The sequence below is a fragment of the Microcoleus sp. K4-B3 genome, from assembly GCF_036704615.1.
Taxonomy (GTDB): domain Bacteria; phylum Cyanobacteriota; class Cyanobacteriia; order Cyanobacteriales; family Microcoleaceae; genus Microcoleus.
Genome location: NZ_JAUBSF010000081.1, coordinates 1 through 12,662 on the forward strand (window position 1 = coordinate 1; position 12,662 = coordinate 12,662).

At 44.1% G+C, this 12,662-nt stretch carries 15 protein-coding genes and 2 pseudogenes; 10 read left to right on the top strand and 7 right to left on the bottom strand.

Annotated features, from left to right (window positions below; all coding sequences use genetic code 11):
- The first annotated feature begins 180 nt into the window (after nt 1-180).
- From QUA78_RS25455 to QUA78_RS25470, 4 genes are all read left to right on the top strand, one after another.
- The gene (locus QUA78_RS25455) at nt 181-1,533 is read left to right on the top strand and encodes an ATP-binding protein (RefSeq protein WP_333302810.1); all 1,353 of its coding nucleotides are present in this window, start codon (nt 181-183) and stop codon (nt 1,531-1,533) included.
- Complete coding sequence (locus QUA78_RS25460) at nt 1,530-2,435, top strand: tetratricopeptide repeat protein (protein ID WP_333302808.1); 906 nt, start codon at nt 1,530-1,532, stop codon at nt 2,433-2,435. The genes QUA78_RS25455 and QUA78_RS25460 overlap by 4 nt, the downstream gene beginning before the upstream one ends.
- A gap of 108 nt (nt 2,436-2,543) precedes the next feature.
- Nucleotides 2,544-4,055 carry a threonine ammonia-lyase, biosynthetic gene (ilvA, locus tag QUA78_RS25465; RefSeq protein WP_333302806.1) on the top strand — a complete coding sequence of 504 codons (1,512 nt, stop codon included), beginning with the start codon at nt 2,544-2,546 and terminating at the stop codon, nt 4,053-4,055.
- A gap of 33 nt (nt 4,056-4,088) precedes the next feature.
- Nucleotides 4,089-5,297: a hypothetical protein gene (locus QUA78_RS25470; RefSeq protein WP_333302805.1), complete on the top strand. Its 1,209-nt coding sequence runs from the start codon at nt 4,089-4,091 to the stop codon at nt 5,295-5,297.
- Between the two features lie 20 nt (nt 5,298-5,317).
- Here the strand turns inward: QUA78_RS25470 and QUA78_RS25475 are convergent.
- Together QUA78_RS25475 and QUA78_RS25480 are read right to left on the bottom strand one after the other, a co-directional pair.
- Nucleotides 5,318-5,416: pseudogene (locus QUA78_RS25475) on the bottom strand (Rpn family recombination-promoting nuclease/putative transposase); the annotation flags it as partial.
- 54 nt (nt 5,417-5,470) lie between these two features.
- Nucleotides 5,471-5,716: a hypothetical protein gene (locus QUA78_RS25480; protein ID WP_333302803.1), complete on the bottom strand. Its 246-nt coding sequence runs from the start codon at nt 5,714-5,716 to the stop codon at nt 5,471-5,473.
- A gap of 123 nt (nt 5,717-5,839) precedes the next feature.
- Between QUA78_RS25480 and QUA78_RS25485 the strand changes: the two genes are divergently transcribed.
- A complete protein-coding gene (locus tag QUA78_RS25485) occupies nt 5,840-6,112 on the top strand; it encodes a helix-turn-helix transcriptional regulator (protein ID WP_333302802.1) in 273 nt (90 codons plus the stop codon).
- A 5-nt stretch (nt 6,113-6,117) separates the two neighbouring features.
- A complete protein-coding gene (locus QUA78_RS25490) occupies nt 6,118-6,726 on the top strand; it encodes a Uma2 family endonuclease (RefSeq protein ID WP_333302800.1) in 609 nt (202 codons plus the stop codon).
- A gap of 7 nt (nt 6,727-6,733) precedes the next feature.
- On the opposite strand, the pseudogene QUA78_RS25495 reads toward QUA78_RS25490, so the two are convergent.
- A pseudogene (locus QUA78_RS25495) lies at nt 6,734-6,841 on the bottom strand (Rpn family recombination-promoting nuclease/putative transposase); the annotation flags it as partial.
- A 473-nt stretch (nt 6,842-7,314) separates the two neighbouring features.
- The gene (locus QUA78_RS25500; protein ID WP_333399093.1) at nt 7,315-7,656 is read right to left on the bottom strand and encodes a hypothetical protein; all 342 of its coding nucleotides are present in this window, start codon (nt 7,654-7,656) and stop codon (nt 7,315-7,317) included.
- 409 nt (nt 7,657-8,065) lie between these two features.
- On the opposite strand from QUA78_RS25500, the gene QUA78_RS25505 reads away from it, so the two are divergent.
- From QUA78_RS25505 to QUA78_RS25515, 3 genes are all read left to right on the top strand, one after another.
- A complete protein-coding gene (locus tag QUA78_RS25505) occupies nt 8,066-8,581 on the top strand; it encodes a hypothetical protein (RefSeq protein WP_333302811.1) in 516 nt (171 codons plus the stop codon).
- 139 nt (nt 8,582-8,720) lie between these two features.
- A complete protein-coding gene (locus QUA78_RS25510; RefSeq protein WP_333302795.1) occupies nt 8,721-8,927 on the top strand; it encodes a hypothetical protein in 207 nt (68 codons plus the stop codon).
- Nucleotides 8,927-9,274 (top strand): type II toxin-antitoxin system PemK/MazF family toxin, encoded by a 348-nt coding sequence (locus QUA78_RS25515; protein ID WP_333302793.1) that lies wholly within the window; start codon nt 8,927-8,929, stop codon nt 9,272-9,274. Before QUA78_RS25510 ends, QUA78_RS25515 begins: the two co-directional genes overlap by 1 nt.
- Here the strand turns inward: QUA78_RS25515 and QUA78_RS25520 are convergent.
- The 3 genes from QUA78_RS25520 to QUA78_RS25530 are packed head-to-tail and all read right to left on the bottom strand — an operon-like array spanning nt 9,262 to nt 10,751.
- Nucleotides 9,262-9,486 carry a hypothetical protein gene (locus QUA78_RS25520; protein WP_333302791.1) on the bottom strand — a complete coding sequence of 75 codons (225 nt, stop codon included), beginning with the start codon at nt 9,484-9,486 and terminating at the stop codon, nt 9,262-9,264. The two genes, QUA78_RS25515 and QUA78_RS25520, sit on opposite strands and share 13 nt — an antisense overlap.
- Entirely contained in the window at nt 9,470-10,330 is an 861-nt protein-coding gene (locus QUA78_RS25525; RefSeq protein ID WP_333302789.1) for a DUF6920 family protein, read from the bottom strand. The genes QUA78_RS25520 and QUA78_RS25525 overlap by 17 nt, the downstream gene beginning before the upstream one ends.
- Before the next feature lie 46 nt (nt 10,331-10,376).
- Nucleotides 10,377-10,751, bottom strand: coding sequence for a DUF1257 domain-containing protein (locus QUA78_RS25530; RefSeq protein WP_333302787.1), 375 nt, complete (start codon nt 10,749-10,751; stop codon nt 10,377-10,379).
- 259 nt (nt 10,752-11,010) lie between these two features.
- On the opposite strand from QUA78_RS25530, the gene QUA78_RS25535 reads away from it, so the two are divergent.
- Nucleotides 11,011-12,201 (top strand): WD40 repeat domain-containing protein, encoded by a 1,191-nt coding sequence (locus QUA78_RS25535; RefSeq protein WP_333302785.1) that lies wholly within the window; start codon nt 11,011-11,013, stop codon nt 12,199-12,201.
- Nucleotides 12,202-12,662 lie beyond the last annotated feature (461 nt).

Consider the following 12,662-nt stretch of genomic DNA (forward strand, 5'->3'; position numbering starts at 1 on the left):
CGCTAATTTAGGATGATTGCATTTACGTCATACAGCCGGCGTTACACAAAGGCTTTAATTATTTTTGGAGATGTCTATTGCTAGATTTGAGTCGATCGGCTAATCCCGAAAATTCTATCCTCATTCAATACCTTGTAGATTATACTGGTGCTTGTGAAACAATTTTACTTGAGGTAGCTGGTGACGCTAGATTTGCTAACTGAAATCTACAGTTCCTTTGAACCATTTCAGCCTCCGTCGAAAGAGGCTTATGTGGATTGTCAAGAAGTTCGGGGTGGTTGGGAAGTAGTACGGGAGTTAGGCCGAAAGATTACCCGATCGAAGAAACCGACTTGCCAGCTTTACTCCGGCCACCGAGGAGTAGGAAAATCCACAGAACTTCTGCGCTTGAAGGAATACCTAGAACAACAGAAGTATTTTGTGGTTTACTTTGCAGCAGATGATGAGGACATTGAACCCCAGGATGCGGAGTATGCCGACATATTGTTTGCTTGCACTCGGCATCTAGTAGAAGCGATCAAGCTACAAAACCATAACCCTTTACTAGATTGGCTGAAAAATCGAGGCGAATCTCTCAGAGATTTGGCACTGACAGAACTATCATTTGAAGGTTTAAATTTAGAGGGACAAGTTGCCCAGTTTGGCAAAATTACGGCAAATTTACGAGCAAATCCAGATAAGCGACGCGAACTGCGACAGAAAATTAATGCTAATACTCCGTCTTTGGTAGATGCCCTGAATGATTTCATCAAAGAAGCTGAGAAATCCCTATCTACAGACTGTCGTGGCATTGTGATGATTGCCGATAATTTGGATAGAATCGCAGAAACTAAAGAGGAAGGAACTCCCAGCAATTATGACGAAATTTACTTAAATCGGAGTGAAATTCTGCGGGGCTTGACCTGTCATGTAATCTATACGGTTCCGATCGCAATGGTATATTCGGGACGGGCGACACAGCTTGAAGATAACTACGAAAAGACTAATATTTTACCGATGGTGATGGTGAAAAATCCCGATGGTACAGTCAACTCAAATGGACTAGGCAAATTGCGGGAAATTATCTGTCGGCGGCTGGAGGTGATCGACTCCAGACTGACTCAAACTATGGATGGTAGTGTGGCCGGTTTAGATCTTCCCGCTGTGTTCGATAGTTCAGATACATTAAACCAGCTTTGCATCATGAGTGGTGGCCACGCGAGGAATTTGATGCAGATGATCCGAATCGCTGTCAACTGGACGGACGAGTTACCAATTAGCGCTGAAGCAGTGCAAAGGGCAATTGCAGAAACACGAGAAACCTATCTCAATGCAATTCTAGAACATCAGTGGGAAATTTTGGCTGCTGTTTATTGCACAAAGCAGGCAAACAATAACGAACAGTTTCTGCGCCTGTTGCTCACCCGCTGTTTGTTGGAATATCGCTATTATGATAAGGGTAAGCTAAAACGCTGGTACAACGTTCATCCTTTGATTGAAGAAATCGAGCAGTTTCAAGCTGCAGTTGCCAAAATTCGGCAATTACCATCATGAGTCAATCTTCTTCTACTCAAGCACTTGACACTAGCCCAGAGGGAGTCTATCGGGCTTTATTGCGATGTCTCAAACGAACTAAAGGGTTCGGTATTGTGTTTGTGCAATGCTCTCCGGCAGAAGGTACTGAGTTAATTTATAGGGTGCAAGAAGATTTATCTGATAAAAAAATAGCAGTTTTAAAATTGACAGAACCAATTGATAATCTGTATGACCTTGTTGCAAATCGGGGCGATCGCAACGATCTAAACATTCTCTTCATTCAAGGACTAGAAAAGTCACTGGAACCTTATATCAAACCAGGATATGGTGGTGATGGTGATTATTATAATTTAGATACAGTACCTGCTATTCTCAGTCACCTCAATCAACGACGGGAAATTTTTCGCGATCGTTTGGGTAACATTTGCTTTGTTTTTATACTGCCACTTTTTGCTATTAAATATATTATACGTCGTGCTCCCGATTTTTTTGATTGGGGTTCTGGCGTGTTTGAGCTATCTACTACTATTATCTCCAAATTTATTAGCAGCTCTCTAGAGCTAAATAGGGCTCAGCCAGGGTCACTACTTTGGATAGTAAAAAATATATTAGTTAAAATATCTGAAGAACCGCCACAAGAAATCGATCTTAAGCTTCAAGCATTGCTATATGTACTATACATGAAAGCAGGGAATTCATCTATTGAATCCCGTCATTATGAACAAGCGATACAACAATATGAAGGAGCTATTGAATGCAAGCCTGATTCATGCGAAGCGTGGAATTTACGCGGTATTGCTCTACTTGAACTAGGGCGCTATCAAGAGTCAATTGCCAGTTTTGATAAGGCATTAGAAATTAACCCAGATTATCAAGAGGCTAAAACTAACCGAGATATTGCATTAAAGGAATTGAATTAGGGTAACTTTGGCGATCGAACTATCCTTCTCCCCAAAATTTCAACCTAAATATCGCACAAGTGCCGTACAATTATCCCACCATCCGGCATCAACCAACCTGCTAACCTCATGCTTTGCGATTACCTAGTACAAATCCTCACCGCCCGCGTCTACGATGTTGCTCAAGAAACAGCCCTAGAAGTAGCCCCCAATCTATCAGCACGGCTCAACAATAAACTTTTGCTGAAGCGAGAGGATATGCAGTCGGTGTTTTCCTTCAAACTGCGGGGTGCGTACAACAAAATGGCGCAACTGTCACCGGATTTGCTAGCACAAGGTGTCATTGCAGCTTCCGCCGGCAACCACGCCCAAGGAGTCGCCCTCGCCGCCCGCCACCTGGGAACTCGCGCGATCATAGTCATGCCCGTAACTACGCCGCAGGTGAAGGTAAATGCGGTGATAGCCCGTGGTGGAGAGGTAGTTTTGCATGGGGATGCTTACGATGATGCCTACGCCTTTGCGCGCCAATTAGAGGCGGAAAAAGGTATGACTTTTATTCACCCTTTTGATGACCCATACGTGATTGCTGGACAGGGTACGATCGGCATGGAAATTCTGCGGCAACATCAAAAACCAATTCACGCGATTTTTGTGGCAATTGGTGGCGGTGGATTGATTTCGGGAATTGCGGCCTATGTCAAGCGGTTGCGGCCGGAAATTAAGATTATCGGCGTCGAACCGGTGGATTCCGATGCAATGAATCAATCGCTGAAAGCGGGTAAACGGGTGCGTTTGTCGCAGGTGGGTTTATTTGCTGACGGCGTTGCTGTGCGGGAAGTGGGGAAGGAAACTTTTCGGTTGTGTCAGGAGTATGTGGATGAGATTATTTTGGTGCATACGGATGATGTTTGCGCGGCGATTAAGGATGTTTTTGAAGATACGCGATCGATCTTAGAACCTGCTGGCGCTTTGGCGATCGCAGGTGCGAAAGCTTACGTGGAACGGGAACAAATCGCAGGACAAACATTAATTGCTGTTGCTTGCGGCGCGAACATGAATTTCGATCGGCTGCGTTTTGTAGCAGAAAGAGCCGAGTTTGGCGAACGCCGCGAAGCCATTTTTGCAGTCACAATTCCCGAACAACCGGGAAGTCTCCGCAGGTTTTGCGAATGTCTTGGAAAGCGCAATTTAACTGAATTTAGCTATCGAATTGCAGATGAGAAAGAGGCACATATTTTTATCGGTGTACAAATTCAAAACCGTGCAGATGCGGTGAATATAGCGGCAAGTTTTGAAGATTGTGGCTTCAAGACTTTGGATTTAACTGATGATGAATTAACGAAATTGCACGTGCGGCATATGGTGGGCGGGCGTTCGATGCTGGCCGATCATGAATTGTTTTATCGCTTTGAATTTCCCGAACGTCCGGGTGCGTTGATGAAGTTTGTCGGTTCGATGAGCCCTAACTGGAATATCAGCGTTTTTCACTATCGAAATAACGGCGCAGATTACGGGCGAATTGTGGTGGGAATTCAAGTCCCGCCCGATGAGATGCAGGAATGGCAGGCTTTTTTGGATACGCTGGGCTATCACTATGGGGATGAGAGTCAAAATCCGGCGTATAAGCTATTTTTAAGATAGTTTGGTTTGTGGTCTTGAAACAAATTAATATTTATGAATGCGATCAAAAAAATATTGCCGTTTTTTTTGATGATTTTTGCTGTTGCTATTGTGGCAGCAGTTGCACATTTTGCGATCGAACAACTTTCCAGCCCAGTCAGTTATTTTCAACCTGTGGATACCAGAGATGGTGCAGAGTTGTACAAAAAAGAACTACCCAACGGAAATCTGGCTTATTTGCAAGTTATTAACGTCCAAAAAATGCAAATAGACCAGCTAATTGGAGAGGTGGATCGGATGGCTTTCAATAAAGGATTGTATTATCAGGGAGAAAACAAATATTACAGTCCTTTCTTTAAGAGCAAGTTATTCTCTGAAGTTACAGGAGAATACAAAAAGCTTTACGGTAACGATGTTTTTTCCGTGATTAATTGTTCTTTTTTTGAACAATACCAACGCAGCACGCAGCTATCTTTTCCTATCAAATTCAACGGTCAAGTTATTACTGGCGGTAACGGCCTCTACGGCCCCGTCAAGAAACCCAAAGATGGGCAGTATAAAAATGTTCGATTGAAAGCTTTGGTGTGGAACGATCGAGAAGCATATATCACAAATTACGAACCGCAAACAGGAAAGCCATTGAATCAAAAAGAAGTACAAAATGCAGTTGTTACTTACGAATACAAGCACCATCCAGCTAAACTCATATCTAAAAATCCGGCAAATAGGTATCACGTCATCGGTACGCTGGACAAAGATGGTCGCAAGGGTAATGAATTGCTGGCAATTATCACAGTTAATGAAGCGACATTAGATGCAGCAGCTAAGTTAATGCGAGAATTCGGAGTGAAAGGAGATATAGTGACGATCGACGGCGGACTCTCAACTTATCTATTCAATCCTAAAGTCGGGGAGATTATGTTGCCTCAATCGAATAATATTGCCACTCGGGAACTGCCGCACTATTTAGGATTTAGGAATAGAAAATTTCAGACAGCTTCACCAAAAATATTGGTGGCTCAGCCAGCAGTCCAAGTGCAGGTGGAAGCCAATAAACCTTATTTGATTTTGTGGAGAGACAATATTGAGGATGAGGTCAAGATTGAGCTGTATCAAGAGAATAAGTCGGTTGAAAGCATAGCCAACCGCGCTACTAGCGATGGGGTTTATGAATGGAAACCTAAGATTGCTGTAAAATCAGGGTCTTTGATTCGGATTTCAAGTGTTAAAAATGCCAAGGTGTCTGGGGCTTTGCAGTTGTGATTATTGTTGGCAAAGAAATCTCATGGCGATCGCAATTTCCGCACATCCTCAATACTGAGTCCCGTTGTTTGACTGATAGTTGCATCATCCAGGCGATCGAGCAATTGCCGCGCGATCGCACGATTCCCAAACATCAGGTTTAGGAAATGCGATCGCCCTACTCGTCAGTAGCTTCAATTCTTCTGCAACCATTTTGTCAGCACGCGCATCCACTGGCCCGTATTCGGTGCACGCTGCAAGTCGCTCCAGTCTGCCATTTGGGCAAAACCTAGTCGCACCAGCCAATTTACTACGGCGGTTATGCCTTGGCGGGAGCCAACAACCATGATACGCAAGGGTTCCCGGTTTTCTCGATCGTCCGTGGGCTCGGCCTCTTGTTGGATGTCGTTGGGCGGTTCGGTTAGAAAGTCTTTAGCCATTGGGAAGTCCTCATCTTCAAAATCCACCAATAACTACATATGTGTAGTTACCTATATCATACTGCAATAACTACATATGTGTAGTTATTTACGGTTGGGGCATCCCTTGGCATCATGGGGTGCATGGGAAAAGCTGGTCGAGTTTTGAGAGTTGTGCTGAACACCTATGGCATTAGCCAAAACAAATTGGCGATCGCAATGGGTGTGCGAAGTTCTGTTGTCTATCGTTGGTTTAATGAGTTGATAGATCCAACTGGAGACACGCTTGTGAAGATGGTTGTGGCGTTAAAGTTGCTCGATATAGATGCAGCGCGGGAGTTTGTGCAGCGCTATTTGGGTGAGATTCTGGAGGATGAGGGTGAGGGTGAGGTCGATCGGCCTACAAACATAGAATAGAGTTAATGATAAAATTATGGGAGAGTGGCAATGACACCGAATTCAAAGCGATGACAGCAGCACTTCCAATTTCTCTCACTCTCGAAGCTTTCCTCAAACTACCGGAAACTCAACCTGCGAGTGAATTTATTAACGGACGCATTCACCAAAAGATTATGCCTCAAGGCAAACATTCTCGTTTGCAACTCAAGTTTTGCAACGCTGTTAATCTAGTTGCGGAAACAGAACGAATTGCTCTTGCTTTTCCCGAATTGCGCTGTACTTTTGGCGGGCGTTCTATTGTACCTGATGCTACAGTATTTGCTTGGGATAGAATCACTTTTGAAGCGGATGGCGAAGTTCCGAATTCCTTTGAAATTCATCCCGACTGGACAGTAGAAATTTTATCCCCAGACCAGAAAGCAACTAAGGTGATTAGTAATATTTTACACTGTTTGAAATACGGGACTCAGCTCGGATGGTTAATCGATCCAGAGGAACGGTTTATTTTAGCATTTATTCCCGGACGAGAACCTGTTGAGTTAACGGGACAAGATCGGTTGCCCGTGCCAAGTTTTTTAACATTAGATTTGACAGTGGAGCAGGTTTTTGGGTGGCTGAAAGCAGGTGGATAACTTGGCTCTAATTTCGAGCAGATCGCAAATTCCGCACATCCTCAATACTCAGTCCGGTTGTTTGACCGATCGTTGCATCATCCAGGCGATCGAGCAATTGCCGCGCGATCGAAACTAAGATGCGATCGGGCGGCGGTATGATATTCCTCACGTTGAAACGATTTGGTAGTTGCGGGCGATCGCACTTTGGTTTTCTGGTTAGGGCGATCGCTAAAAATATACAATTGTTACTACACCAAGATTGTTCGTCCGCCCGCTCCCAAAAAGTGAGATAATGCTGCTTTGTAGTTATTAATTATTAGCTATTACCTTTTACAAAACCCGTGCATTGAGGTTCTTTACCAGGGTACTCAATGCAGCCTCGACTATCTATATTTCTGAAAAACATATTGGTAAAATGTGCATCATCGATACCATCATTCTGGATCTTTAGTGGCTGATATCTTTTTCCATATTATCCTCAAAGTAGATCGTTGCCCCTATCACTTGCGGTGCTTTTATCCAACTAGCATTGCATCTAGAAGAATGTCTCATCTCCAATCTCAAGTTCTTGAACTTCTCACCCAGCTCTGGGAAACTAGCCACTGTTTATGTAATCGTATCTACTCCTTTATCACAGCCAGCATCCTTGGGATCTCTCTCTGTACAAGCTGCTCCATAACAAGCTAGACCAGTCTGAGTTTGAGTTTTTTGCAGATTGATGGAGTAGTCATATGCTAGTAACGCGAACAGCATGGCGGTAATTGCCAAAAGAGCGAAGATGACGCTATTGACAATTCGGACAAACTCACCTTGTTGGAGAGAACCAGGGTGTGTTCCAAAAAGCAGTTCTTGAATTTTTTCTAAGCCCTTAGTATACTTTAGGACAATCAGCAAAGTCGCAACGAGCGCAACTACGATAAACGTAATCAATGTTAAAGGGTTAGTCACTGAAGGAATTGCCTGGAGAAAGGGAACTAAATCCATATTATTGAAATGTAACTACCAGACTTGAATCTGCTGATGATTTAAAAAAACTTAAGGTAAGGGAGTGCTGGCAGGGGCACCACCAAAAACTCAGGCAGCCGCTACATACCGCGTGTTTCCAAGATAACCCCGACTCTCTAGTCATGGAACCTGAATCAAGTACCCTCCAGCGTCAATAATATTCAATCCCAAAGCTTGTACCTTTTCTCCATACATCCTATCTATAGAGGTTAGACCGATCGCACAAAAAATGTAAAGTAAAAAAAGTTGGAAAAAGTTGGAACTTCCTAAAATTGGGATGCGAAGCTCAAAAAGTTGGAAAAAGTTGGAAAAAGTTTGGTATAGTAACCATACCTATCTCACCATCCCACCTATGGACAGTCCTCAGATATTGCAATTTGTCGATGAAGCTGTCTATACCAACACAGGTAAACGTCTAAATAACTTGCAGCGGAGGATTATCGCAGGCATACTGAATCGTCAAAGATATGCTGACGTTGCAGAAACTTATGGTTATAGCTCCCAGCACGTTAAAAAAGCCAGTTACGAGCTTTTGCAAATGTTATCTGAAATCTTTGGCGAACCTGTTAAAAAAAGTAATCTTGAATCCGTTATAGAAAGGCAAATAAATCATAATATAAATCTTGGTAATAAAAATACTATTAAAAATAGTAACAAAATTAGCTACATTAACAATTGTCCTAATTCCTCTACTCCTACCCCCGATAAAAGTCAGCAGGAAATTCCCGACTTGTACGATGAAACCAAAAATCAAACTAAGATTGAAACAATAGATAAATTACGGCAGTTTGGCTTGAGCGACGAGCAAATTGCAGAAGCGCTAGATCTACCTTTAGAGCAGGTTAAGCAGGTGGACTTCGAGGAGTAAATCTTTGCTATCTCCGAATTTTACTGGATCGGGCGATTCCCTACGGGATAGCTTCGCTTCCCGCTCTTAGTTGTTTTGTTATAATCATCGAAGGTTGCCTTGTTGAAGTAAAATAAAATATCCCCAGATTTTTTCAGCTATGAACACAAAACTCATTGAATCCTTAGTACAAATCATCCAGACACTCTCAGAAGACGAGCAATTGCTAATAAAAGCAAAACTCTTTAATAACATCCCCTATCCTTCTACTGTGGAAATAACCCAGTTAGCCCAAAGCGGAGGAGCATTTCAATTCCTGCACGACGAACCTGATATTTACACCCTTGAAGATGGAGAGCCAATTTAGTGAAGCTAAAAAAAGGAGATATTGTTTTAGCTGAATTTCCCTTTACAGATTTGAGTCATAAAAAGTTACGTCCGGCTTTAGTGCTGTGGGCAAGTTCAACCATAGATGAAATTACGATCTGCTTCATTTCTTCGCAAAATGTCTCTAGCCTAAGTTTAGATGAATTTGCTTTAAATGCTTCAGATCCCGAATTTCCCAGCACGGGATTAAAAGTATCTTCTAAAGTTAGAGTAACTCGGATTGTCAGTCTTGAACAGAGATTAATACTGAGACGATTGGGCGAGTTAGGAAGTCAGCAAATGCAGGAATTGAATGCAACTATCATACAAGCATTTCAATTAGTATAGCCTTGTTTACTCTCGCGTACTTGCCGGAAACGATCGCAAATTCCTGCAATAAAGGTTTCGCCCTCCATCGGTTGAGTATGTTCGGACATGGCAACAGCAGCATCTATCTTAACTCGTACAGTATCGATCCACTGGCGATCGGCGCGATCGTACTCATCTAACAATCGCAAAGCAACTTCACAACACAAACTAGAATCATCGTGCAAACTCATAGGCAACATTCGTGATGCGGCCGCGCCAGTAGGGCAATAGCGAGCCATCAGGCAGTTGCCACGCCACCTCACCGGAGAGCGGAATCCGCATACCGTCTCGCAGTTCGTAGTCCCAGAAACGGCCCTGCCAGGGCGCAAACACCAGCCCACCGTTAACTGTACGGGCGCGGGCCTCGGCGCGGATACTGGCGATTAGCCCCGCTTCATCAAAGCGGAAATCCAGGGAAACAGCGGTGTCGCCATCCTGTAGCGTTGCTCTGGCGGAAGAATTGTCGATCGCCTCCCAGCGAACACCCTGACTCGGCAGCAGTCTCGTCGGATACCAAGCAGCCTCCGCGAAAAAGCGCATCAGTTCCCCTTGTGCAGCTTCTGGAGTGCCGCGGATATCCGCCAGAGTCACCAGGCCCAGCAGCGCCGCATGGAGGATGCCTTCGCCAGAAATGTAGGCATCATGAACAAACGCATTGATACCGGGGATCATGGCAATTCGCCCGTCCCAGTCAAAGCCAGGGCGCTGAGTAATTACGAGTTGAGTTGAGTTGAAGGCGCTCCATTTTTCTGCGGTTTCGCTCATGTTAAACGTGCCTTCGTGGGAAATCCGCGCTGCTGCAATTAGCGGTTGTCCATCCTTGATCACCGCGCGAAAGTAGCGCTGCACGGGCTGAGATAAATCGGCGATTTCCCGCGCATCAAATGTCAGAGGTTTAATCGGCAAGCGTGCAGATTTTAGATTGGCTCGCAGTTCCTTGGTACCGAGATGCCAGCGGTATGCTCCAAGGGCGATCGCGCCAACAATGCCAACTACAAGCGCGAGGATAATTAGTACGATCGGCGATCGCCACATGGTGATTCCTCTTGATACCTAAAAACGAGTTAATCAAACGCGAGTCTTAAACCCATCTACCCACTACAACTCTCAGCGTTCCATCTGCCAAAGTTTCCTCTTCTTCAACATGAAAACCCTCTGACTGCACCGCCGCCATCAAACTTTTGCGCGCGTATTTTTGACTGATTGAATTGACAAATTCCTGCTGATTAATTCGAGCGCCCCAAAAATCCGCCACCAATTCGTAATCCTCTCCGCTGCGGCGAAAACCCAAATCGTAACCATTGGATTGCCGAATCACGTACTCGGCATTAGTTTTGTCACCCCGATAACCCCGTACCTGCACATTGCACTCTACTTGATAACCCAACTCTTCCAACACTTGATGTAGCAGTTCGCCGTTCTTGATCTGAACCTTGATCGTTGTGAAGTGTGACATATCACTTTCGGATTTTTGTGTGAAACGCTGATTTGATTATAATACTATAAACTGCAACAGTCAATAAGTTAGAACTTGCGCCCTTAAACGAGGTTTGAGCGTCACCGAAAGCAGCCAGGTTACAAGCCCCCGGATTCATATGTTCAGAAAATCACCACAGAGTATCCGATAACAATTCCCCAGATTCATCCGTGAGTTCGCTTTCTTCAATCCTCCAATTCTTCAAATCTAAAATCTAAAATCTAAAATCTAAAATCGTATGATGGCCGACAATTCTAACCAACCCAGAGAATATGATGCCGTCCTCGGCGGCCAAAGTCAAATCCCGATCGCCGCCGCTGTTTTGGGAGGCATTGCCGGAGTCAAGCAGCGCTTCAACAGTCCTAGTATCGAGTCGCGGATTGCGGCTGTTAAAGATGCTCCTAAATACGGAGGCGCTGGTTTAAATTTAGCAATTGAGGCGCTGCTTGACCCCGCAGCAGAAGTGCAGCGAGTTGCTTATTTAATTTTGCGATCGAGGACAGAACCTCTAGTGCGCCAAGCTTTAAAAGAATTCATCCCTTACAAGCTTTTTGACTGCATCCGCAGTGTGAAAACTGGGACAAATCTTGCAATTAGTCCGGGAGGTGATCGCACGGCGAGTTTGCACGGGAAAATAATTAGAATTTGCGATGTAGATACAGGAGAAATACTCTATACTATTGACAAATATCCCCGCGCTCAAGAAACTTTTGTCCTTTCCAAAGAAAGCGAAGTTTTTGTGAGGAGCAGAAATACTCCGAAACACCGCGCGATCGAAATTTGGCAGGGAGGAGAATTGCAGCATACTTCCCTCGGACATGAAGCGGAAATTAGCGCAATTGTCATCAGTCCCGACAGTCAAGTTATCGCCAGCGGTTCGGCAGATACTACTATCAAAATTTGGAATTTAGAGACGGGAAAGTTAATCTGTACCTTTGGCAATCTTTTAACTTGGGGATCTCATAAAGCAGGAATTGTTAGTCTTGCTTTTAGCCCGATCGCACAAACTCTCGCTAGCAGCAGTTCTGACGGTACAATTAAGCTGTGGAACCTCCGCAGCAGAGAATGCTCCCAAACAATTAAAGGTGATGCGAATTGTCTGGCTTTCAGTCGAGACGGGCAGACTTTGGCGGCTGGTGGCTGGGACAGAAACATTCAACTGCGGCAGCTATCGAATCCAGATAGTCCAATCACTTTGGCAGGGCATTTTAACTCGATAAATGCGATCGCCTTTAGTCCCGACGGACTCACTGTTGTCAGTGCTAGTGCCGATGGTAATATCAAATTTTGGAATGCAAGTACCGGCGAACATATTCACACTCTCAGCGGACATCAAACCTCTGTTACTTGTCTTACTTTTAGCAGCGATAGTGAAACTATTATTAGCGGCAGTATCGACAAAAATATCAAAATTTGGGGCATCAATTGAAGGTATAAGGAAGAAAGAAGAAAGAAGAAGGAAGAGAGAAGAAGTAAGAAAAAATCGATCTCATGAGTTTCAGCAACTAAGCACCTCCTAACCATTCAGGCGCTGGCTATATTTCCTAATTTCCGATTCCGGATTTCTCGGTGCGTGAATCTACGCATACAAATATAATAAATTTACAATTCCAGTTCTTGTGCAAGCCTAGAATTGCGGAAATTCTTTTTGTAAGACTACACATACTTACAGTAAAAGTACCGATTTGCAGGCATTATTCACTTGATTGTCAATTTCTGAACAGTCGCCAGAAACCCTGAGCGAGCCACAATTCCTGAATCCTTGAAACTAGCTTTAAACTATCGCATATTGCTCGGATGAGTATCGCAGCTAACTGTAATATTTGACTTAAAAAGTTTATGCTTAAAAGATAGGCTGGGGTTAAATATACAGTGCATCCCAGAGTAACC